Genomic DNA, 22,321 nt, shown 5'->3' on the forward strand with positions numbered 1-22,321 from the left:
CATGCTCGAAGTTAGCCGCGACGGTGATGTCGTCACCATCGAACTACAGCGCGAGCAGCGGCGTAACGCGCTGAACATCGAACTCGTCACTCGGCTCCGCGAAGCAGTGTGGACCGCCGCCGAGGATGCCAGGGTGATTGTGCTCACCGGTCGGGGACCTCTCTTCAGCGCGGGCGCGGACCTGTCCGGGGTCTACTCGGAGGGATTCCTGGCGGCCCTGGTCGACATGCTGCACACCATCGAATCCGTACCGGTTCCGGTGATCGCGGCGATCAACGGCGGTGCGCTCGGTGCGGGCGTGCAGATCGCACTGGCCGCGGATCTGCGGGTCATGGAACCCGACGCCTATATCGCCATTCCGGCCGCCAAGCTGGGCATTACTGTCGACCGCTGGACCGTGCGGCGGCTGGTTTCGCTGATCGGCGGCGGCCCGGCCCGGACCATCCTGCTCGGGGCCGAATCGGTATCGGCCGCCGATGCCTACTCCTTCGGCTTCGCCAACCGACTCGGCACTCTGGCCGACGCGCAGGCGTGGGCCAAGTCGATCGCCCAGCTGGCCCCGCTCTCGCTGCGGCATTTGAAGTTGGAGTTGAACGATGACGGCACCCGGGATCCGGAGAGCACGCAGCAGCGGGCGGCGCTGGAGGCGGCGTGGACCAGCCAGGACGCCCAGGAGGGGCGGCTGGCCAGAGCAGAGAAACGTGCGGCGAAATTTGTGGGGCGATAAATGAAGCTGACGAAGATAGTCGGCATTGCCTCCGGTGCGTTCGGCATCGCCTGGGTGGTGCGCGCGGTGTGGGGTATCCCGTCGGCGATCGGCGCTTCCATCAATGCCATTCAGCCCTATGCCACCGGCGCGGTGAGCTATCGCAATCGGCAGTTCCACAACACCGAGCCGAGCACCCAGTTCGTCTCGGGTGCCGCTCCGTCCCTGCTGTTGTCGGCACTGACCCGGCGTAATGCCGGTCGCCCGCGCAATGCGGTTCCGCTGGCCACCCCCGATGTGCCGGCCGAGGCCGCAGATCTCGCGGTCACCTGGTACGGGCACGCATCGGCGCTCATCGAGGTCGACGGATACCGGATTCTCACCGATCCGGTGTGGAGCGAACGGGTCTCGCCGTCCGCGCTGGTCGGTCCGGCCCGGCTGCATCCGGTGCCGACACCGCTGTCGCAGCTGCCGCAGGTGGATGCCGTACTGATCTCCCATGATCACTACGACCATCTGGACAAGGCGACGATCCGTCAGTTGGTGATCGGGCAGGCCGCGCCCTTCTTGGTGCCGATCGGCATCGGCGCACATCTGCGGCACTGGGGTGTACCCGAACATCGGATCGTCGAATTGGATTGGGGCGGTTCGGTTTCCCTTGCCGCACTGGGCCGCGAGCGCGATGGCACGGATCTGGTGCTCACCTGTACCGAGGCGCGGCACTTCTCCGGACGCGGTCTGATGCGCAACACCACCCTGTGGGCGTCCTGGTCGATCATCGGCCCGACGCGAAGGGTCTACTTCGGCGGTGATACCGGATACACCAAGGCTTTCGCGCAGGCCGGTGCGGCACTCGGACCGTTCGATCTGACTCTCCTGCCGATCGGGGCCTATGACGAGGCTTGGCCCGATGTGCATATGAACCCGGAGGAGGCGGTCCTGGCTCACGCCGACCTGGGCGTCGGCGATCCCGGACACGGACTGTTGGTGCCGATCCACTGGGCGACTTTCAATCTGGCCTTCCACGGGTGGTCGGAGCCGGTACGCCGGATGGTCGACGCGGCGCGGGCGGCGGGGACCGCGGTGGCGGTGCCGATGCCCGGCCAGCGCATCGACCCTGATGACGTGCCGAGTCGGGATTCTTGGTGGGAGGATATTGGGTGAGTACCTCGGATCGTCGACAGGAAGGAATGCAGGCATGAATCTCGCGGATACCCTGAAAGGCCTGGTCGGCAAGGGGAAGGAAGCGGCGGCCAAGAACGCCGACAAGATCAACGAAGCGGTTGACAGGGCCGGTGGGTTCCTCGACGACAAGACCGGCCACAAGTACCACGACAAGATCGAGAAGGGCAAGCAGGCCGCCAAGAACGCGATTCCGACGGATCAGTCCGCGCCGAAGCCGCCCGCGCCAGAACCGCCCGCGCCGGAACCGCCCGCGCCGGCTCCGGAAGAGCCGCCCACATCCAAGCCCGAAGAGCCGGGACAGCCGCCGGCCTGATCCGGTGGTGGGGACCAGGTATCGGTCGGTCCCCGCCCTTAAAATTCATTTATGGTGACCCGCCGGAAATTCGGTGGCGGCCCGGGCCGGCCGGGCATCGAGGTTGAGCTGAGCAACCTCGACAAGGTGCTGTATCCGGCCACCGGAACCACCAAGGGCGAGGTCATCGCTTATTACTCGGCCATCACTCCCGCGATGCTTGCGCATATCGCCGGGCGACCGGTTACCCGCAAGCGGTGGCCCAACGGCGTAGACGAATCGTCGTTCTTCGAGAAGAATCTCGCCGAACACGCACCGTCGTGGCTGGAGCGCCACACCATCGAACACTCCGGCCGCAAGGTCGTCTATCCGGTGATCGATTCCGAGGCCGGGCTGGCCTGGATCGGACAGCAGGCCGCGCTGGAAGTCCATGTGCCACAATGGCGTTTCGACGGTGACAAGATCGGCTACGCCACCCGGCTGGTCTTCGATCTGGATCCGGGGCCCGGTGCGGGGCTGGCCGAATGCGCTCGGGTCGCGCTCGCGGTGCGCGAGATGGTCGAGGGCATCGGGCTGCACGCTTTTCCGGTTACCAGTGGTAGCAAGGGAATTCACATCTATGTGCCGTTGGATCGGGAGTTGAGTCCGGGCGGCGCCTCCACCGTGGCCAAGCAGGTAGCGACGAATCTCGAAAAGCTGCATCCGGATCTGGTCACCGCGACGATGGCGAAATCGGCGCGCGGCGGGAAGGTCTTCCTGGACTGGAGCCAGAATAATCCGTCCAAGACCACCATCGCACCGTATTCGCTGCGCGGCCGCACCGAGCCGAATGCGGCCGCACCGCGCACCTGGGCCGAGCTGGAGAGTCGGAAGAAGTTGCGGCACTTGCGCTTCGACGAGGTGCTCGCCCGCTGGCGCGATGATGGTGATCTGCTCGCCGAGTTGGATCCGCCCGGGTCGACCGGTGATGCGCTGACGAAATACCGGTCGATGCGCGATGCCTCGGCGACACCGGAACCGGTGCCGTCCGAAACGCCCACGCCGGGGGCGAATAATCGGTTTGTCGTCCAGGAACACCATGCGCGGCGGCTGCATTGGGATGTGCGGCTCGAACGCGACGGTGTGCTGGTGTCGTGGGCGGTGCCGAAGGGGCCGCCGATTTCATCGGATCAGAACCGGCTCGCCGTGCACACCGAGGATCATCCGTTGGAGTACTTGGACTTCCACGGTGCGATTCCGAAGGGGCAGTACGGCGCGGGGGAGATGACCATCTGGGATTTCGGCACCTACGACACCGAGAAATGGCGTGCGGACGAGGTCATCGTCACCTTTCACGGCAAGCGGCTGCGCGGCCGCTACGCGATGATCCGAACCAATGGCACGCAATGGCTGATGCATCTCATGCGCGATCAGAATCCGGCCGAGGCGGACGCGGACCGGGTGTCCAGTGGTCCGGTCGGACCTGAAGCCACGTTCATCGTGCCTAGGCCGACCGGGCCCGCACCCTTTCCACGCGGTCTGCAACCGATGCTCGCCACGCCCGGTGCGGTCGCCGAACTCGATGACATCGAGTGGTGCTTCGAAACCAAATGGGACGGCTTCCGGCTGATCGCCGAAATAGATTCCGGGGCACTGACTCTGCGTAGCCGGGCAGGCAATGTGGTGACCAAACGCTATCCGGGTATGGCGGTGCTGGCCGAGGAGTTGGCCGGACACACTGTGGTGCTCGATGGTGAGGCGGTGGTGTTCGATGATCACGGTGTCGCCAATATCGGTCTGCTACAGGCCGATGCGGCGCGCGCGGTCTTCGTGGCCTTCGATGTGCTGTATTTGGACGGGACTTCCCTTATCCGCAAACGGTATTCGGATCGCCGCCGAGTGTTGGATGCGATCGCGACCAACGCACCGTCACTGCGGGTGCCGCCGCGACTGGACGGCTCCGGCGCCGAAGCGCTGCGCTACAGCCGGCAACAGGGCCAGGAGGGTGTGGTCGCCAAGCGCAAGGATTCGGTGTACCTGCCAGGTAAGCGCGGACATTCGTGGATCAAGCAGCGCAATTGGCGCACCCAGCGAGTGCTGATAGGCGGGTGGCGGCGCAGCGATGCCCGCGACTTCAAATCGCTGCTGGTCGGCATTGCGCACGAGGGCAGGCTGTATTACGTCGGGCGGGTCGGTACCGGGTTCAGCGAGCCGGTCATGCGGGAGTTGGCCGAAAAGCTCGGCAAACTGGAGCGCAAGACGGCTCCGTTCGATAATGACCTCACCGCCGAGGAACGCGTGGACGCGGTGTGGGTGACCCCGAAGCTCAGCGGCACCGTGCGCTTCATGAACTGGACCGAGACCGGCCGCCTCTGGCATCCGTCCTGGCAAGGCGATATGTGACGGTGGTCGCTGATGGTTTGCCGGGTCATCGGGGGGTTCGCTGGGTATCGTTTGTTCGCGGTTGTGTCGGCTCGAAAACGAGGAGTGCACGGTGGATTTCAAGAAGCTGGCGAATAAGGCCCTGGACCTGGCCCAGCAGAACGCGGACAAGGTGGATACCGCCATCGATAAATTGGGCGATCTCGTCGACAAGCAGACCGACGGCAAGTTCGCGAACCAGGTCGACGCCGCGCAGGACGCCGCCAAGAAAGCCATCCGCAAGGACAGCTGAATCGCCGATGGCGGACCGGGTGTGCCGATCCGCCATTCCCGTCAGCTCTGTTCGCGGGCCCGTAACGGGATGATGGTTGTCCAGTCCGTTGCCGTGCCGCATGGTCACACTCCTATTTCGGTACCGATCACATTCGGGGTACGGCCCGACGATGATTCGGATGCGCGATAGCCACTTTCGAAGCGCGTCCAGGCGTGCTCGGTCCCCCTGTATCCATGTCGGAAATCGGACAGGCACGGCGTTGTCGATGCCCGCCGATGCCCGTTGCTGGGCCTCTGATCAGGCAGTACGGTAGTGATATTCGAGGCCGGGCGAAATCGGCGCCGACGCGTTCCCGGTGCATTGTGCGTCGCGCCGCGTCGGAATGGAGGCCGCGGTGAAGATTTGGTACGCACCATTCGTCGGCGGTAGCCGGAGATCCGGCATTCTATCGATCCTGATCGCGCTCGCGGTCGTGGCATTCGCCCCAGTGCCCGTCGCCCGGGCGGTGCCGCCGCCAGATCAGGATCCGTTCTACGCCGCACCGATAGAACTGGATGCGCAGCCCGCAGGTGCGGTGCTGCGGACGCGCTCGATCGCGTTGTACGGTCTGCCGCTTCCGGTTTCGGCGTGGCAAGTGCAGTACCGGACCAACGATGCGATCGGCGCGCCGAGCGCGGGGATTGCCACCGTCCTGGTGCCGAATTGGCCATGGTTCGGCCCCGGCCAGCGGCCGCTGCTGTCGTACCAGATCGCCGAGGACAGTCTCGATACCCGCTGCGCGCCGTCGTACGCGCTGCGAGGCGGGTGGGATCTCGGCGGGGTGAATACCTATCTCGATACACCGTTTATCGCCGAGGCACTGCGCCGCGGCTGGGCGGTCGTGGCCAGCGATTACGAGGGACCGGATTCCCGATTCCTGGAGGGCGTCAATGCGGGCCATGCGGTGCTCGATGGCATCAGGGCGGCGCGCGCACTCGCGCCGGACGGGGTCGGTCCGGCGAGTCCCATTGGGGCGTGGGGCTATTCGGGCGGTGCCTTCGCGACGCTGTGGGCGGCCCAGATACAACCGGAGTACGCGCCCGATATCCAGTTCGCCGGGATCACCTCGGGCGGGGTGCCCGCCGATTGGCCCGCCATGGCCCACGGTGTCGATGGCACCGTGCAAGCGGGTCTGGCCATGCTCGTCTTGATCGCGATCGCCAAGAACGAGCCGGATTCCGGTGTGCCGGAACTGCTCAACGAACGCGGTCGTACTGCCCTGGCCGAGGATGCTTCGGCCTGTGCTCCGGATTTCATCGTCAAGTACGTCAATGCGCATGTGGACGATTTCGCTGCGGTGCCCGGTGTGCTGTTCCATCCGGTATTTCGGGCGGCGACCGAACGGCAGGAACTGGGCGGCAGTGCACCGACCATGCCGATGTACCTCTACCACAGCACAACCGACGATGTGGTCCCCGTCGCGGGCTTCACCGATCTCGTCGATCGCTACTGTGCGCAGGGGGCCGATCTGACCTCGGTGCATTCGGCACTGCCGGGACACAATGTGTCAGCCATCGGTGAGGCGCCTGGTGCGATGGACTTCCTCGCTGATCGCTTCGCGGGTGTTCCGGTAGCGCCCGGCTGCCACGAACGATAAACAAAAGATACGACGATTCGTCGCGCCCCGCGGTCCGGAATGCGTTTCCGCGATCCTACTTGGCGGGCGCGTCCTGCCATTTGGTGGTGTTGGGCTCGGCGCCCAGGGTGTTGATCAGATCGATGCCCGCGATGATCAGTGCCGGTCCGCCGACCACGGTGGTGCCGATGATGCCGCCGATGCCCGCGCCCGCGATGACGCTGGCGATGACGGTCGGTCCGCCGATGATGCCGGTGAGCCCGACCAGGGCACCGATCACCGTGCCGAGGAAACCGCCGATGGCGGTGGCAAGGCCGAACTGGGACAGGAAGTTATCCTGCGCGCGCAGGTTCTCGCGCGGCGAGGCGATCGGCATCGCCGCCGGTTGCGCCTGCGTGTAGTCCTTGACTGCGGTCAGCTCCAGCACCTTGCCCGCGTCGCGGATCTCATGCGGCAGTGCGAATTCCAGACCGTCCTGTCGCAACGACAGCGGCAGCGTGAGCACCGTATGGCCCGCGATGTCCTTGATATCCACGGCGTTGGCGGACATCTGGAAGGAGCCATTGGTCAGTGTGGTGACGATCTTGTTGTCGTCCACCAGTTTTGCCTCGTACCCGATATCGGGTACGGGCGCGGGACCCGGCTGCGCATACGAGGTGCCCGCGCCGACCGTGACGGCGGCGACGATCGGCACTGCGGCAGCGGCAATCTTGCGGAGAATCATTGCGGTGGTCCAATCTTCATCAGTAGTTGCGAGCTGTTGCAACGCTCCGCACAGGAAAATCCTCCCCCGAACCCCGTGCAGAGCCACGATGTGATCTAAAGAACGCACTCCGAGGAGACAGTACGCGTCCAAAAGGTTTAGCGGAATGCTTTTTGGGGTATGGGGTTGCTAACGTGACGAATCTTGTTATAGCTCTTCGCTATCCATTCGCTACATTGCATTGATGGCGCGCGCGATCACCAAGACCACCAGCACCAAGGAGATCGCCGATTGCAGCATCATCGTCGCTTTCGCCCACCGCGACATCGGCATCACATCGGTCGGGCTGAAAGCCGTCGCGTTGGTGAACGCCAGATAGAGATAGTCCACGAACTGTGGCTCCCAGTCGGGTTCGGTCAGCTCCGGATTCTGTATCTGCACGAACAGGAAGTCCGGCAACGGCTTTCGCGCATGCGCGCGCGCAGCGGGGCCGCCGCGGTCGAACTCCCAGTACCAGAGTCCGAACACCACCACATTGGTCAACCAGACCGCACCGCCCGAGAGCAGAATTATCACCGGATCGGTGAGGGTCGCATCGACCAGCCGGAATACCAGACGACCCGCCGAAACCGCCGTGGCCAGACTCAACAGCCCGGTCAGCAGCAGGCCGCCATTGCGCAGCCAACGCTCTTCCCGGTTGAGCCGGAACGGATTCGCCACCACCAGCACACCGAGCAACAGGACCTCGAGTACGGGTAGCACGAGCCAGGCGGGCTGCTGTCGGAGTTCCGGCGGCGCGACCTGCAAGACCACGATCACCAGTACGGCGAGCGTCGCGGCCCAGCGCGACTCCCCCTCGGTCTTGCGCAGCCAGGCAGGCACCTCGTCTTGGTCCGGCACAGCGGCAAGTATCGCCGATCAGGTCAGGAGATCGAGGACGACAGCGCCGAGGCAGACCGCGACAACAATTGTCAGCGCGATCGCGTCATTGCGTCCGGGTGAGCTCGGGCGGGCGGTGAGCTGACCGGTGCCGCCGCGCGCGGTGATAGCTTCGCCCAGTTCGGTTGCCCGGCGGCTGGATACCGCCATGGCGGCGGTGAGGATATCGACGAGCGGATTGTCGGCGGCGCGATTGAACAGGCCGTCCTTCGGGCGCAGTCGGCGTGCCGCCCGCAGTACCCGGAGCTCGTCCATCAGCAGTGGAAGTCCGCGCAACGTCAGCGCGATGACCACGGCCCATTCGTCGACCGGCACCCGGAATTTGCGCAGTGGGGCACCGAGTTTGGCCAGCGCGGGGGCGATATCGCTCATCGGGGTCGTCCAGGGGATCAGCAACGATGCGGCGAGCAGGATCAGGCCGAACACCGTGACATTGAGATAACGCACCACAGATTCGCTGCCGACTGGAACGTTGAGCAACGCCCCGATACCGAGTACGGCCCAGAACCACCACGGCAAGCGCGGCAGTGTGCTCAGCGGCAGCCGAGCCACCACGCCGATCATGATCAGGAATGCGACCATCACGCCGAGCACCGGCCAGGACGGCAAGAACATCAGGACCACGCTGATCAGGAACGCCCCGATAATCTTGGTTCCGGCCCAGAGGCTGTGCACGGGACTGGAAACCGGCACCTCGCGGAACAACACCGCGCTCATCATCGACCTCCGTTCCCGAGTCGCCACGCCGGATTACCCGGGCGCGGATCCGATATGGTCGCGCGGGAATCCCGTTGGTGCGCGGGCGCGTTCGCGGTATCGCGGATCGGATCGGTCTCCAGAATGCGTCCGGCCTCGAGATGGACGGTCCGGTCGCAGACCGCGGCCATATCGTGCACGTCATGTGAGATGACGATCAGGGTGAGTCCGGAATCACGCAGACGGGCAAGTAGTTCCACGATTTCGGCGCGGCCCTGCGGGTCGAGTCCGGCCAGCGGTTCGTCGAGCACGACGACCGGCGCGTGGCTGGCCACAATGGCCGCGAGCACTACGCGCTTGGCCTGGCCGCCACTGAGTTGTTCGATGGAGCGGGTGGCGAGTGCGCGGTCCAGCCCCACCGCATCCAGTGCGCGTCCGACCGCGCCGGATCCCGTGGCACGTCCGCCCCAGTCCGCGATCTCGTCGCCGACCGTCTGTTTCTGCAGCTGCAGCCGGGAGTGCTGGAACGCCAATTCCACCCGGCCGATCTGTTTCGCGACCGGCTTACCGCTCAATTCGCAACAGCCGGAACTCGGTTCGATCAATCCGGCCATGATCCAGGCCAGCGTGGATTTACCGGATCCGTTGCCGCCCACCACGAGCAGCGCCTCGCCGCGTCGGACGGTCAGGTCGACACCGTGCAGAGCCGGTGCGGCCCATGGTGTTCCGCGGTTATAGGTGTGGCGGACCGCGCTCAGCCGCAGGATGGTTTCGCCCAGCGGACGGCGGCGGATACCGCCGACGGGTCGCGGCCAGGCGGGCACTCGCGCCACGGTCCGGCCGCCGGCCAGATGTACCACCCGGTCGGCGGCGGCCGCGTCGGCTTCGTGATGGGTTACCAGCACCACCGCCATCGGATGGCGTTTGGGCAATTCGGCCAGGAGTGCGACGAGATCGCGGCGACCGTCCGGATCGATCATCGCGGTGGCCTCGTCGGCGATGAGCAGGGCGGGGCGACGAGCCAATGCCGCGGCCACCGCCAGCCGCTGCTGCTGACCGCCGGACAGGGTCGCGGTCTCGCGATCGCCCATACCGTCCAGGCCGACTTCGTGCAGCAGGCCGTCGATATCGACGGCGGCCGCGAGTTCGGTGGACAAACCCCACACCACATCGTCGGCGGCGAGCACGCCGAGAGTTTGACTCTCCGGGCGCTGCAGTACCAGTGCGGTGCCACCCAGGTGACCCAGGCCCGCCGCGCCGGGTCGGTCCACACTGCCGGTGGTCGGTGGATATCCGGCGAGCAGCCGGGTCAGCGTCGATTTGCCGGATCCGTTGTGGCCGACAATGGCCACGAATTCACCGATATCGACCCCCAAATCGATTCCGGACAGCGCATCCAGCGCCGCGCCCGGATAGCGGAAGCCGACCTCGCGCAGCCGCACCGGCAATGGGGCGACGGGGCGGTCGTCGGGTGGTGCGTCGAGCCGGTCCTGGCTGGGCAGCCAGGCCAGACGGTCGAGTACCGAGCCGAGTACGTACCAGGAGATCACCGCCGTAGCGATGAGGCCAACCAGTACACCGCCGCCGATCAGGGCCCACCACCAGCGGATCGCGGCATCCGCGGCATCGGCGATCCCGCGTCCGAGCGGTTCCAGTTGGGGCTGGCGCGCCACCGTCCGCTCCAGGCCCTGCGCGGTGCTGCGGATGGTGTCGAACAGCAGATCCCGGCTCCGGGACAGCACCAGCAGCGATCCGACGGCGAAGGCCGCGAAGCCGAGACCGGCGAGTACCGATAATCCGAGCACGGCCGGCAACCCGCCGCGTCGGCGCTTGACCGTGCCGATGATGCCCGCGATGGTGGCCGAGCTGAGAATGCTGAATGCGGGTACGAGGCCCGCCGCGACAAAGCAGACAAGCACGGCCGCACCGGTCGCGGTGATCAGGGCGCGCAGCCGATAACGGTGCGCGATCATCGCCAGCGGCACCGCCGCGACCAGTTGCAGTGCCGCGGCGATCGGAATCAGCGCGCCGACGGTGACCAGCGCGACGGTGGCGCCACCGAGCACCGCGCCCACCGCCAATTCGATCGGGCGCAGCGCTGCGCGCTCGATGGTGCGGGCGGACACATCACTCACGGGACAAGTCTGCCAGGATCCTGTGCAGAGTTCGTGTGGTCTGTCTGTGGAGAGCTCGAGCGTCAGGCGACGCGGACGAGCTTGTAATCGGCGAACTCGAGTTTGCGGACGCGACGCCGATAGGCCAGTTGCCGCCCCGGCCAGTTGTTCGTGATCCGGCCCGAAGCGGTGCGATACCAGCTGGAACAGAAGTTCCACGGTGTGCGCGCGAGGCGCTCCTGGACGGCGGTATCGAATCGCGCCTCCGCCTCGGGACGCACCTCGAGCACGTGGCCGGGACGTGCGGCGAGCAGTTGGACGGCCTGGCGGATGTAGCGGGCCTGCGATTCGATCATGTAGACGATCGAGCCGACGCCGAGATTGGTATTCGGTCCATAGACCAGGAACAGATTCGGGAAGTCGGGCACGGTGATGCCGTAGTACGCGTGTGCGCCGCCCTGCCAGGCATCGGCGAGTTTGTGTCCCGCGCGGCCGTAGATATTCATGGGCCAGAGGAATTCGGTGCCCTTGAATCCGGTGCCGTAGATGATCACGTCCGCCTCGTGCACCGTGCCGTCGGCGGTGCGCACGCCAGTGGGCACGATTTCGGCGATCGCGGTCGTCTCTACCTGCACATTCGATTCGAGCAGAGCCGGGTAGTAGTCGTTGGAGAACAGGCCGCGCTTACAGCCGATCGGATAGTCGGGGGTGAGTTTGGCGCGCAGTTGCGGATCCGGGATCTGTTCTTCCAGATGTTTCGCCGCGATCTGCGCGACCCCCCGTGCGATCCACGGAAATTCGACCAGGCCGAGTGCGATGAATTCGGTGATGGCCCACCAGCCGAAACGTTCGACGAGCAGGGCGCCGGGCAGGCGCGCGAAGAGTTTGTGCTGGATCGGGGTGTAGTCGGTATCGAATTTGGGCAGCACCCACGCCGGTGTGCGCTGGAACAGTGTGAGGTGTTCGACCTGCGGCTGGATCGCCGGAATGTACTGGATGGCGCTGGCGCCGGTACCGATGCAGGCGACGCGTTTACCGGTCAGCTCCACACCATGGTCCCATTCGGCGGAGTGGAAGGAGCGGCCGGTGAAGGTGTCGATGCCGGGAATGTTCGGCAGGGCGGGCCGCGACAATTGGCCGACCGCGGAGATGAGCACATCGGCGGTTCGGGCCGTGCCGTCCTCGGTCCGCACGGTCCAGCGGCCCGAGCCGTCGTCGAATTCCGCGTCGGTCACCTCGGCGCCGAACTGGATCGCCTCCAGCAGCTGGTGCCGCTGGGCGACGCCGCGCAGGTAGTCGTGGATGGCGGCCTGTCCGGAGTAGCGCTGCGGCCAGTCCGGCTTGGGTTCATACGAGAACGAGTACAGCGGCGACGGCACATCGCAGGCGGCGCCCGGATAGGTGTTCTCCCGCCAGACCCCGCCGATGTCGGTGCCGCGCTCCAGGATCGTAATATCGTCGAAACCGTTGCGCCGCAATTCAATTGCCATCCCGATGCCGCCGAAACCGGCACCGATGATGAGGACCGAGAGCCGCTCGCCTGCCGTCATATGTGGCACTCCTCACAGCACTGTAGATGAGTTCCACTCTAGGACTGCTCGCGGCGGTGTCGCTCGTATATCGGGTCGGCTTATCGAGATTTTCGGCCGTAATTTCCGCTGTGGAGCGGGTGCCGGATCCGGGCATCCGCGCCTGGAACTTTCCGCGCGGCATCGCCGGCGTGGCACTCATGGCCGGATCCCGCACCTTCATCTACGCCGTCACGCGCTGGATCGGCGCGACACCGGCCGCCTACCGCCGCGAACCGACGGTACGTCACTAATTCGGCTGCACGCCGATCCAGCCGCCCATCGCGACACTACGGAAATGCGTTGTGATGCGGTGATTTTCATCGACGACATGCAGCGCGACGGCCGGATCCGGCGCGTAGTCCATGACGTGGTCGGGCAGTTCCAGTTCCCACTCCCCGCCGAGTACGGATGCGGTGCTCGGTGCGATCAGCAGCGGGCGGCCCGCGAAGGTGGTCGTGGCGGCGGAGTGGGCATGTCCGGTGATCACGCCCACAATGCGTTCGTCAGCGGCGACCACCTCGGCCAATTTCTCGGGTTCGGCCAGTGCGATGTCATCGATGACCGGACTGAACAGATGCGCGGGCGGATGATGCACCGCGAGGAGTATCGGTGCGTCGGCGGGCGCGCCGGCGAGTACGCCGCGCAGCCAGTCGTAGGTTTCCTCGGTGAGACGGCCGCCGGATTCGCCCGGAATACTCGAATCCAGCAGGGCCACGGTCAGATTGCCGACCCGGTGAGCGTGGTTGACCGGCGCGGTCGAGGCGGATTCGCCGAGCAGATTCGTCCGGAAGGCGGCACGGTCGTCGTGATTGCCGGGTAGGGCGTAGACCGGGACATCGGCCTCGAGTGCGACGCGCGCCTCGGCGTACTGCTCGGGTTTACCCGAATCGGTGATATCGCCGGTCACCAGAATGGCATCGGGCCTGCGTCGCAGATCGGCGAGATAGGCCATGACCCGCTCGACGCGTTCGGCATTGCGGGTGCCGAGATCGAAATGGGTATCGCTGACCTGTGCCACCAGGATCATCCGCGTTCGCTTTCTCTGGGGGATCGCTCCAATGCGTCAGACCGTGCCGACATCGTGTGCCGACACCTCTTCAGGCTAGATGACCTGCGGGTTACCCGTCGCCATGAGACTGACCACCGGTAGAAGGCCGCGGGGTCGGAAGTGGTCGCGGGCACACCGAGTCAGCTCGGCGGCTCGACGACCGACTCCCACAGCGTCTGCAGAAACACCGTGCGACGGGCGGCGGGGAGCCGGGACAGCAGGCGGTTCTCCGGCTCTTGGATATCGCGTTGTACCTGGTCGCGGGTGGTTCGGCCAGTCGGAGTGAGTGATATCAGGCGGGCGCGGCGGTCGGTCGGATCGCCGATCGCGCCGGATTAGGCCGCGCTGCTGAAGTTCGTCGAGGGTGCCGATGATGCGGGGTCTTGTCCGTGCGGATCTTCTTGGCCAGTGCGGCCTGGGTGTAGACGGGTTCGTCGTCGAGTCCGAGCGGGACCACATAGCCCCGCATGGTCAGGCCGTGCCGGTCGAGCACGGGCAGTTCCGCCGTGGCGAGGGCGCGGCCCAGCGGCGAGATCGGGGCGCTTCTCCGGCATAGGTGCTCGGTCGTTCCCCGAGCTGGCCGGAGTAGTCACTGCACGCGGGTGCGCGGCGTCGGGGCTAGTCGGCCGTATGTAGGAGGTTGGTGGCGTGATGGAGCAGGGCCTCGGGGTCGGGGGTGGGGTCGAGGGGGTGCCAGAAGTCGGGGGTCGGGAGTGCTTGGAGGGTGAGGATTGGGGGTGTGCGCCAAGGGGCGGCCAGGGCGAGCTGCCAGGAGTGGAGGTAGGTGCGGTCGAAGCGGGCGGATTTGTCGTATAGGGGGTCGCCGACGATGGGGTGGCCGATCCAGGCCAGGTGGACGCGGATCTGGTGGCGGCGGCCGGTGATGGGGCGCACCGCGAGCAGGGTGCGGGTATCGGTGCGCAGGACCGTCGTGAACTCGGTGGTCGAGGGGTAGTTCTTGGTGGCGAGCAGGTCCGCCTCGTCTACGCACCAGCGGCCCGCCCGCTCGCGAATGCATTCGCGGGGCGCGGCGATCCGGACCCGGTTCTTGCGGCCGACACTGAGCGGCAGTTCGATGACGCCGCGATCGGGCAGACCAGTCGACTCGACGATCGCCAGATACGCCTTCTCCGCCGTCTGCTTATTGAACTGCCTGGTCAGCTGCCCGTGCGCACCCAGCTCCTTGGCCAACAGCACCAGGCCGGAGGTCACCTTGTCGATCCGGTGCACCGGATACAACGTTTCCCCCGCCGCGGCCGCCGCCTCGACGATATCGCTGTCGTGGCGCTCTCCCGTCACCGAAATCCCGGCGGGCTTGTTCAACGCCAGCACCGCTGTGTCCTCCGCGACAACGCAGCTCCTGCGCAACTCGGCCCACTCGAACTCCACCGGACGAGCTTAGGTCGTGCGCTCCCGGTGCTTGCCGTTGCGCCGCAGGGTGTGCGGCCGCAGGCGGTTGCATCCGCGGACGCGCACGCTGCGCGGATCGCGTCATCCGGCTCACCGGAACCAGCGACGGCGGCGAATTCCGGGTGCATCGTGCGGGTATCGCCGTGCTGTCGGCGATGTTCTCGCGGGGTTCTTCGAGGATGCGCGCCGGGCGCACCGCGAAGGCGCGCATCCGACCGTTGCCGATCCGGCCGATACGCCGCGATGATTCGCATCGGTTGTCGAGACTTGAGTGCCCTGATCTCGGTAGATACCGAGGTTGGGGCACTTGGTATTTCGCTATTCGAGCCCGGTCGTCAGATAGTTGACGAAGAGCTCGTTGTTCAGCGCGTACCGGGAGCGCCGCCGCCGGATCAGGGCGATGGCGTCATCGACCGAATGTCCCAGATCGAGCAGTGTCTGCGCGACAACCAGACCCGAGCGGTTGTATCCGTACTGGCAGCGCACCATGACGCTGCGGTCGGCGCGAACCGCGGCCGCGGCGATGCTGGCCAATTCGCGCGCCGCCGCCCGCTGCTCGGCGCGCAGCGCCGAATCCGGAATGCCGAGGTGATGGTGTTCGACATCCGGTCCCGGTCCGTGCCCGTCGGCCTGGTAGAGGCTGATCACCACATCGAATTCGGTTCCGACTATCGCGGGTACCCGCACGCCCTCGGCATTCCCGTAATGATGCCCACCCATCCACAACTGTGGCACGATCTCATGCCACGGCGCATCCGCATCCGGTGTCCGCATCCTGGGCGGCCGCTCCATCTGCACCATCGTTGCCTCCCCGCGTCAGGCCCAGCTTCTACGGTACCGCCGCCGTATGTCATGGCGACGGCTCGACAAAACGCGCCCGGTCGTCATTCGCTCCGCCGACTCGGCGCTTGACTTGGAGTGCACTCCAGCTCGTAGCGTCGATGGCGAAATCGTCGACCAAGGAGGAACCAGCATGATTCCGATCAGGAAGCTCGGTCAGCTGACCGTTGGTGCACAGGGTTTGGGCTGCATGGGGATGAGCCAGGCCTACGGCGTGCGCGATAACGAAGACGAATCCGTTGCCACCATCCACCGTGCGCTGGATCTGGGCGTGACGCTGCTGGACACTGCCAATATCTACGGCCCGGAGACCAATGAACGTTTGGTCGGCAAAGCCATCGCCGACCGCCGCGAGCAGGTCGTGCTCGCGACCAAATTCGGCATCGTGTGGGGCGAGGACGGCAGCATGGGCGCCCGTGGCGATGCCGCGTATGTCGAGCAGAGCTGTGATGCGTCGCTGGCCCGGCTCGGCGTCGACCACATCGACCTCTACTACCAGCACCGCGTGGATCCGAATGTCCCGGTCGAGGAGACCTGGGGTGCGCTTGCGGAACTGGTGCGGGCGGGCAAGGTGCGCTACCTCGGCATTTCGGAGGCTTCGGCGGCGACCATCCGCCGCGCGCACGCCGTCCATCCGGTGACCGCCCTACAAAGCGAATGGTCGCTGTGGACACGGGATATCGAGGCCGAAGTGCTCCCGACCTGTCGCGAGCTCGGCATCGGTATCGTGCCCTTCTCACCGCTCGGCCGCGGTTTCCTGACCGGCGCCATCACCTCCACCGCCGATCTGCCCGCCGACGATTTGCGCCGCCGCCTACCACGATTCGCCGAGGACAACATCGACAGCAACCTCGCCATTGTCGCGACCTTGCGCGAGTTGGCCGCCGAAAAGGGCATTACCGCAGGACAATTGGCGCTGGCTTGGGTGCAGAGCCGCGGTGACGATGTGGTTCCCATTCCGGGCACCAAGCGGCGCGCCTACCTCGAAGAAAATGTCGCCGCCGCCGAGATCACGTTGACCGCCGACGATCTCGCCCGCATCGATACCGCCGCACCCGCCACCGCATTCGCCGGCGCGCGCTATCCGGAACATCTCGCCAAGGTCGCCGGTCGCTGAATTATCGGTCGGGACGTAGGCCCATTACCAAACGGGCCGGCGTGCGCTCTACGGGCATATCCCGGGAATATGTGTGGGCTGACTAGCCTGCGCCCGACGCGCCGTCTACGATCTTGGCGTTTGCTTGTCGTCAGCTGCTCCATCAGATCAAGTTCGATCGAAAGGAGAAGGTATCGTCATGGCAATTTCCCGAAGGATCGCGGCAGGGGCCGTCGCTGTCGCCGCACTCGCCGCCGCATTCACCGGTGCCCAGCAGGCCACGGCCGAGCCGATTGCCGGCGGCTGCTCTGGCGGCCAATTCAGTTACAGCACAAGTCCGCTCGGCCTTATGGTCGCGCCGGTCACGGCCACCTGGAACGGCAACTTCACCGGCTGCGCGGGGACACCCGCGTCCGAGGCCACGGTGAGCGGCACCTTCAGCGGAAACGGTAGCTGCAGGGATGTCGACGGTCAGATCGACGGCCAGGTCAACTGGTCCAATGGCGCGGTCAGCCGGATCAGCGGGCCATGGCATGTGCCGGGGGGCGTCAGCATGTCTACGGCCAACACCGTAACCATTATCGACGGGCCCGGTGCGGGTGGTCATCTGGTGGTGGAACAGGGTCCGATCGGCAATGCCATGGTATTGGCTGGGTCGTGTATCGCGGGCGAGGCCCGCGGTGCCGACGTTCCGATCCTCGCGGCGCATTTCAACTGAACCGTGGAACGGGTACCGGGCAGTGTGTCCGGTACCCGTTTTCGAATAATCGCCAGCCTGGTTATGAAATAACGTGCCACTGAACGGAATAGGCGCGAGCGCGCATAATCGTGGTTATGGCTACCGAGTGTCCGCTAGTGCGCCGGGCTTCAGCCCGGTGGTGAAGGCGGACGCGGGAGGGCCGCCAAGGCCCGAGCGTGCCCTAAAACACATGCTGCGAGCCGGAATCTGTTGCGCCGCAACGATATACTGGAACGGTGCAGCTTCGGTACAACTTCCGTCTCTACCCGACAGTGGGTCAGCAGGTGGCGTTGGCGAAGGCGTTCGGTTGTGCGCGGGTGGTGTTCAACGATGCCCTGACTGCGCGGGAAACGGCCCGCGCTGGAGGTCTGCCGTACGTCAAGGACGGCGAGCTGTCGAGACGGTTAACCGAGGCGAAGAAGGCACCGGAGCGTGTCTGGTTGTCCGAGGTGTCGTCGGTGGTGTTGCAGCAGGCTCTCGCGGACCTGAATACCGCATACCGCAACTTCTTCCAGTCCGTGACTGGGAAACGGAAGGGAGCGCGGGTTGCCCCGCCTCGGTTCCGTTCCCGGAAGGACAATCGGCAGTCGGTTCGGTTCACGAAGAACGCGCGGTTCACGGTCACCGCTGGGCGGAAGCTGCGTCTGCCGAAGGTTGGCGACGTCGCGGTGCGCTGGTCGCGGGAATTGCCGTCGGAACCGTCGAGCGTGACGGTGATCAAGGATGCGGCTGGACGGTATTTCGCGTCGTTCGTGGTGCAGGTCGACACTCAACCGCTGCCCGAGGTGGATGCCGAGGTGGGTATCGACCTGGGCCTGACGACATTCGCGGTGCTGTCGGACGGCAAGACGATCGCGTCGCCGCGTTTCCTGCGGCAGGCCGAGCGGAAACTCCGCAAGGCGCAACAGTCCTTGTCCCGCAAGGAGAAAGGCTCGAAGAATCGGGCGAAAGCCCGACTGAAGGTTGCCAGGGCGCACGCCAAGGTGGCCGATACGCGCAGGGATTGGGCGCACAAGCACTCCACGATGATCATCCGCGAAAACCAAGCGGTGTACGTCGAGGACTTGTGCGTCAAAGGATTGGCTCGTACCCGGTTGGCGAAGTCGGTGCACGATGCGGGGTGGGGCATGTTCACCCGCATGTTGGAGGAGAAAGCGCAGCGGTACGGCCGCACCTTCGCCAAGGTGGATCGGTTCTTTCCGTCGTCGCGGATGTGTTCGGTGTGCGGCGCGATCGACGGTCCGAAACCGTTGCACGTGCGCGAGTGGACGTGCACCTGCGGGGTATCCCACGACCGGGATTTGAACGCCGCGATGAACATTCTGGCCGCCGGACGTGCGGACAGTTCAACGCCTGTGGAGTTGGTGTCAGTCGCGTCTTTGGGTGCGCAACAGGCTGTGAAGCAGGAACCCACCGGGAACGCGGCCTAAGCCGCGTAGACCGGAATCTCCCGCCTTCAGGCGGGAGAGGACGTCAAGCAGAACGAGGTGGTATCGGCCGACAGTCGCTCGGTGCCGCGTTGGCGCAATCGAATCATCGCGCTGCTGCTGGTGGCGGCGGTGGTGCTGGTCGCCTCGTATTTCCTACTCGCGGCATTCATTCCGCGCTGGTGGGGGCAGCGGATCGCGGATCTCGCGCACGGTAGTTTCGCCAAGGGCATCGGCTGGGGGCTGATGTTCGGCACGCTGTGTACCGCGGTACCGCTGGTGCTGCTACTGATCGCGCCGCTGGTCTGGCGTCGCCGCTACGGCCGATACCTCGCGGCGGTAGCGGCGGTCGCCGCCGTGGTGACGGCCATCCCGAATCTGATGACACTCACCATCGTGCTCGGGGACGGTAATGGCGCGCACGCTGGTCAGCGAATTCTCGATGTGGACGCACCGGGCTTCCGAGGTGCCACACTGGTCGGCGCGATCGTCGCCGTGGCATTGGTTCTCGGCGCGGGCTTTCTGGTCACCCGCTGGCGCAGGATTCGCCGGAGCGAGCCTGCGCAGCTATCGAAGTAGCGCTTGCAATGCCGCAGCGGCTGTTCCTCAGAAGCAGTACGGGAACTTGCAGGTCGACGGATCATTCGGGCCGAAGATCGCGGCGATCAGCGCGTTGATGATGGCGTCGGAAACGCCCGATCCGGTGCTGAACCCCACCTCCTGTGCGGTAGTCGGCTGGTCGACGACGGTCACCTCGGCCGATGCCGTCGCGGGTGTGCTGATCAGCACCCCGGCCGTAACCGCAAGAATGGCCTTCCGAATCATATTGCTACCTTTCGCTTTTCGATTGGTGACGCGTCGCAGCCTAGTGCGGACATCGAAATCCACCGTCCCCCCTGATGGGGAGCCCGAATTCCGCGCGCGGCGACACCTATCATGACCGCACCGTGAACCCATTGACCCATAGTCCGCGCTTCCACGGCGGGGATTCGTCAGATGGCTCGTTCGCGAGGCCGCCGAACCGTGAAGGGAATTGCCGTGCATACAGAACGCCGAATGCCGCGTCCGCGAGAGTTGGCGCCGCTGGTGAAGTTCGACCGTCCGTTCGGTGGTCGGCGGCGCAAACTGGCTCGCGCCCAGACCATCTGGGATCTGCGCGAACTCGCCCGGCGCCGCACTCCGAAGGTCGCCTTCGACTACACCGACGGTGCCGCCGACGCCGAGATCAGTCTGCGGCGGACGCGCGAAGCCTTCTCCGACATCGAATTCCACCCGGATATCCTGCGTGATGTCTCGGTTACCGACACCACCGTCCGCGTGCTCGGTGCGACCGCCCAATTGCCCTTCGGTATCGCACCGACCGGGTTCACCCGGATGATGCACACCGCGGGTGAACGCGCGGGCGCCCGTGCCGCCGAACGCGCCGGGATTCCGTTCACGTTGTCCACGATGGGCACAACGGCGATCGAGGATGTCGCCGCGGCCACCGGTCCCGACGCGCGCAACTGGTTCCAGCTGTATATGTGGACAGATCGGGATCGTTCGCTGGCTCTCGTCGAACGGGCCGCGCTGGCCGGATTCGACACCCTTGTCGTGACAGTCGATGTCCCGGTCGCGGGCACCAGGCTGCGGGACGTGCGCAACGGGATGACGGTGCCGCCGTCCATCACGGTGTCCGGTGCCATCGACGCCTTGCGTAGGCCCTGGTGGTGGTGGGACTTCCTTACCACCGAACCGCTGGCCTTCGCCTCACTGGATCGCTGGTCCGGGACGGTTGCCGAACTGCTCGACACCATGTTCGATCCAACCGTAGGTTTCGACGACTTGGCCTGGATCAGGGACCGCTGGCCCGGTCGAATACTGGTCAAGGGCGTGCAGACCGTCGCCGACGCCGAACGTCTGGCCGGGCTCGGCGTAGACGGAATCGTGCTGTCCAATCACGGTGGGCGCCAACTCGATCGGGCACCAGTGCCGCTGCATCTGCTGCCCTCGGTCGTGCGCGAGGTCGGCAACGATATGGAGATCCACCTCGATACCGGCATCATGCACGGTGCCGATATCGTCGCCGCGCTCGCACTCGGCGCCTGCTTCACCTTTATCGGCCGGGCCTACCTGTACGGGCTGATGGCCGGGGGCGAGGCGGGCGTCGACCGCGCGATCGACATTCTGCGGACCCAGATCGCGCGCACCATGAAGCTGCTCGGTGTCGGCACGATCGAGGAGTTGGAGCCGCGCCACGTGCAACTGCTCGATTACCGTCGACCCGCGCCATAACGCTTATCCGAGTCGGCCATCTCGTTGCGGAACCGGGAGCCGACGCCGACGCGGCCGGTGCGAGCAATTGCCATGCGATGCGTGGCTGCGGGGCTATACCTCGATGTGGGAACCCATGATGACGGTGCGGTCGCGGGGGAGGCCGAAGTATTCGGCGGCATCGGCGGTGATGTAGGAGGTGGCGATGAATAATCGTTTGCGCCACCTGGCCATCGACGGTTGGTTCCCGGCTCGCAGTTCGATCTTGGACAGAAAGTACGACGCCTGCTCGAGATCGAGCCGTCCCTCGGTATCGGCGGGGTCGATGGTGGCCAGCTCGCCCCGTTCGCGGTGCCCAATACCGCACACCATCGGCCGTCGTCGTCAGCGGTTCGGCCCCGCGGGTGTTTGCACGGCTATTTCGCCACCCAGCTCGTAGCCGCCACTCAGCTGCAGCCCGTCGCCGCTCCAGAACCGTCCGGGGTCATACCAGTTGGGTTTTCGGTGCTGCGGCAGCAGTCGCATCGACTGGTAGGTCGCGGCCACGATCTCGGCGCAGTACGCGCTTTCCAGCTCCTTGGCGCCCGCTCGGCTCGGTCGGCGTCGCGGAAGCCGTACTCGACCGCGTAGCCAGCGTCCGGCGAGACCGGCAGTGGAAGGGAAGGGGGTTCCGTCGAGTCGGGCGATGGTGCGCAGCAAGCTGTCTTCCATCTCTTCGGTTGCCGGACGGTTCAATTGGCGCAACCATGCCTGCTGACCGTAGCGGTGTGCCCACACCAGTACCGCGTCGTGGAGGTTGTGTAATTGGACGCCGCGGTGCGCGACTCCGGTCCACATGTCGGGCAGTGATCGGCCGAGCTCCGCATGCCAGATCAGCGCGGGCAGATCGTCGAGTACGACCGACATGCCGACATGGTTCACCGGACTGTTCGTCGTCATCCGAATCGCGCGGTCGGCTGCCGAATGGCCACGGAACAGCCAGATGTCGCCAGTTCTGGTGATCTCGAGCGCTCGATCGAGACTGATGCTCGTACCCGTCATGGACGTAGCCT

General features: G+C 65.6%; 23 protein-coding genes and 1 pseudogene. 12 read left to right on the plus strand and 12 right to left on the minus strand.

Going from position 1 to position 22,321, the window contains the following annotated elements:
* Nucleotide 1 precedes the first annotated feature (1 nt).
* From ACW2Q0_RS03400 to ACW2Q0_RS03425, 6 genes are all read left to right on the plus strand, one after another.
* On the plus strand, nt 2-727 hold the full coding sequence (locus tag ACW2Q0_RS03400; protein ID WP_457185911.1) for an enoyl-CoA hydratase: 726 nt from the start codon (nt 2-4) through the stop codon (nt 725-727).
* Nucleotides 728-1,870, plus strand: coding sequence for an MBL fold metallo-hydrolase (locus ACW2Q0_RS03405; RefSeq protein WP_457185913.1), 1,143 nt, complete (start codon nt 728-730; stop codon nt 1,868-1,870).
* Nucleotides 1,871-1,904: 34 nt separating this feature from the next.
* Entirely contained in the window at nt 1,905-2,204 is a 300-nt protein-coding gene (locus ACW2Q0_RS03410) for an antitoxin (RefSeq protein WP_457185915.1), read from the plus strand.
* A 51-nt stretch (nt 2,205-2,255) separates the two neighbouring features.
* Nucleotides 2,256-4,565, plus strand: a complete 2,310-nt coding sequence (locus ACW2Q0_RS03415) for an ATP-dependent DNA ligase (protein WP_457185917.1) — start codon at nt 2,256-2,258, stop codon at nt 4,563-4,565.
* Nucleotides 4,566-4,656: 91 nt separating this feature from the next.
* A complete protein-coding gene (locus ACW2Q0_RS03420) occupies nt 4,657-4,836 on the plus strand; it encodes an antitoxin (RefSeq protein ID WP_457185919.1) in 180 nt (59 codons plus the stop codon).
* 376 nt (nt 4,837-5,212) lie between these two features.
* Nucleotides 5,213-6,454 carry a lipase family protein gene (locus ACW2Q0_RS03425; protein WP_457185921.1) on the plus strand — a complete coding sequence of 414 codons (1,242 nt, stop codon included), beginning with the start codon at nt 5,213-5,215 and terminating at the stop codon, nt 6,452-6,454.
* A gap of 55 nt (nt 6,455-6,509) precedes the next feature.
* On the opposite strand, the gene ACW2Q0_RS03430 is transcribed toward ACW2Q0_RS03425, so the two are convergent.
* The 5 genes from ACW2Q0_RS03430 to ACW2Q0_RS03450 form a co-directional block, all read right to left on the minus strand.
* Nucleotides 6,510-7,157 carry an ammonium transporter gene (locus ACW2Q0_RS03430; RefSeq protein ID WP_457185923.1) on the minus strand — a complete coding sequence of 216 codons (648 nt, stop codon included), beginning with the start codon at nt 7,155-7,157 and terminating at the stop codon, nt 6,510-6,512.
* Between the two features lie 210 nt (nt 7,158-7,367).
* Nucleotides 7,368-8,036 (minus strand): hypothetical protein, encoded by a 669-nt coding sequence (locus ACW2Q0_RS03435; RefSeq protein WP_457185925.1) that lies wholly within the window; start codon nt 8,034-8,036, stop codon nt 7,368-7,370.
* An 18-nt stretch (nt 8,037-8,054) separates the two neighbouring features.
* Nucleotides 8,055-8,792, minus strand: a complete 738-nt coding sequence (locus ACW2Q0_RS03440) for an energy-coupling factor transporter transmembrane component T family protein (RefSeq protein ID WP_457185927.1) — start codon at nt 8,790-8,792, stop codon at nt 8,055-8,057.
* Nucleotides 8,792-10,906: an ABC transporter ATP-binding protein gene (locus ACW2Q0_RS03445; protein ID WP_457185929.1), complete on the minus strand. Its 2,115-nt coding sequence runs from the start codon at nt 10,904-10,906 to the stop codon at nt 8,792-8,794. Before ACW2Q0_RS03445 ends, ACW2Q0_RS03440 begins: the two co-directional genes overlap by 1 nt.
* A gap of 62 nt (nt 10,907-10,968) precedes the next feature.
* A complete protein-coding gene (locus tag ACW2Q0_RS03450; protein WP_457185931.1) occupies nt 10,969-12,435 on the minus strand; it encodes a flavin-containing monooxygenase in 1,467 nt (488 codons plus the stop codon).
* Between the two features lie 26 nt (nt 12,436-12,461).
* Here ACW2Q0_RS03450 and ACW2Q0_RS03455 point away from each other — a divergent pair, with 26 nt between their 5' ends.
* On the plus strand, nt 12,462-12,707 hold the full coding sequence (locus tag ACW2Q0_RS03455) for a hypothetical protein (protein WP_457185933.1): 246 nt from the start codon (nt 12,462-12,464) through the stop codon (nt 12,705-12,707).
* On the opposite strand, the gene ACW2Q0_RS03460 is transcribed toward ACW2Q0_RS03455, so the two are convergent.
* The 4 genes from ACW2Q0_RS03460 to ACW2Q0_RS03475 form a co-directional block, all read right to left on the minus strand.
* Nucleotides 12,704-13,483 (minus strand): metallophosphoesterase, encoded by a 780-nt coding sequence (locus tag ACW2Q0_RS03460; RefSeq protein ID WP_457185935.1) that lies wholly within the window; start codon nt 13,481-13,483, stop codon nt 12,704-12,706. The two genes, ACW2Q0_RS03455 and ACW2Q0_RS03460, sit on opposite strands and share 4 nt — an antisense overlap.
* Before the next feature lie 313 nt (nt 13,484-13,796).
* Nucleotides 13,797-13,997 (minus strand): hypothetical protein, encoded by a 201-nt coding sequence (locus ACW2Q0_RS03465; protein ID WP_457185937.1) that lies wholly within the window; start codon nt 13,995-13,997, stop codon nt 13,797-13,799.
* A 125-nt stretch (nt 13,998-14,122) separates the two neighbouring features.
* A complete protein-coding gene (locus ACW2Q0_RS03470) occupies nt 14,123-14,893 on the minus strand; it encodes an RluA family pseudouridine synthase (protein WP_457185939.1) in 771 nt (256 codons plus the stop codon).
* Between the two features lie 339 nt (nt 14,894-15,232).
* Nucleotides 15,233-15,715 carry a protein-tyrosine phosphatase family protein gene (locus ACW2Q0_RS03475; protein ID WP_457185941.1) on the minus strand — a complete coding sequence of 161 codons (483 nt, stop codon included), beginning with the start codon at nt 15,713-15,715 and terminating at the stop codon, nt 15,233-15,235.
* Between the two features lie 172 nt (nt 15,716-15,887).
* Between ACW2Q0_RS03475 and ACW2Q0_RS03480 the strand changes: the two genes are divergently transcribed.
* The 4 genes from ACW2Q0_RS03480 (at nt 15,888) to ACW2Q0_RS03495 (ending at nt 19,595) form a co-directional block, all read left to right on the plus strand.
* Nucleotides 15,888-16,871 carry an aldo/keto reductase gene (locus tag ACW2Q0_RS03480; protein WP_457185943.1) on the plus strand — a complete coding sequence of 328 codons (984 nt, stop codon included), beginning with the start codon at nt 15,888-15,890 and terminating at the stop codon, nt 16,869-16,871.
* A gap of 178 nt (nt 16,872-17,049) precedes the next feature.
* Nucleotides 17,050-17,568 carry a hypothetical protein gene (locus ACW2Q0_RS03485; RefSeq protein WP_457185945.1) on the plus strand — a complete coding sequence of 173 codons (519 nt, stop codon included), beginning with the start codon at nt 17,050-17,052 and terminating at the stop codon, nt 17,566-17,568.
* A gap of 257 nt (nt 17,569-17,825) precedes the next feature.
* Complete coding sequence (locus ACW2Q0_RS03490) at nt 17,826-19,019, plus strand: RNA-guided endonuclease InsQ/TnpB family protein (RefSeq protein WP_457185947.1); 1,194 nt, start codon at nt 17,826-17,828, stop codon at nt 19,017-19,019.
* Between the two features lie 57 nt (nt 19,020-19,076).
* Nucleotides 19,077-19,595: a permease gene (locus ACW2Q0_RS03495; RefSeq protein ID WP_457185949.1), complete on the plus strand. Its 519-nt coding sequence runs from the start codon at nt 19,077-19,079 to the stop codon at nt 19,593-19,595.
* 27 nt (nt 19,596-19,622) lie between these two features.
* Here the strand turns inward: ACW2Q0_RS03495 and ACW2Q0_RS03500 are convergent, their stop codons facing one another.
* Nucleotides 19,623-19,841: a hypothetical protein gene (locus ACW2Q0_RS03500; protein ID WP_457185951.1), complete on the minus strand. Its 219-nt coding sequence runs from the start codon at nt 19,839-19,841 to the stop codon at nt 19,623-19,625.
* Between the two features lie 231 nt (nt 19,842-20,072).
* On the opposite strand from ACW2Q0_RS03500, the gene ACW2Q0_RS03505 reads away from it, so the two are divergent.
* Nucleotides 20,073-21,290, plus strand: coding sequence for an alpha-hydroxy acid oxidase (locus ACW2Q0_RS03505; protein WP_457186124.1), 1,218 nt, complete (start codon nt 20,073-20,075; stop codon nt 21,288-21,290).
* Nucleotides 21,291-21,383: 93 nt separating this feature from the next.
* Here ACW2Q0_RS03505 and ACW2Q0_RS03510 read toward each other — a convergent pair.
* Together ACW2Q0_RS03510 and ACW2Q0_RS03515 are read right to left on the minus strand one after the other, a co-directional pair.
* Nucleotides 21,384-21,605, minus strand: a pseudogene (locus tag ACW2Q0_RS03510) (KUP/HAK/KT family potassium transporter); the annotation flags it as partial.
* Between the two features lie 48 nt (nt 21,606-21,653).
* Nucleotides 21,654-22,310 (minus strand): hypothetical protein, encoded by a 657-nt coding sequence (locus ACW2Q0_RS03515; protein ID WP_457185953.1) that lies wholly within the window; start codon nt 22,308-22,310, stop codon nt 21,654-21,656.
* Between the last annotated feature and the right edge of the window lie 11 nt (nt 22,311-22,321).

The sequence above is a fragment of the Nocardia citri genome (assembly GCF_054065835.1).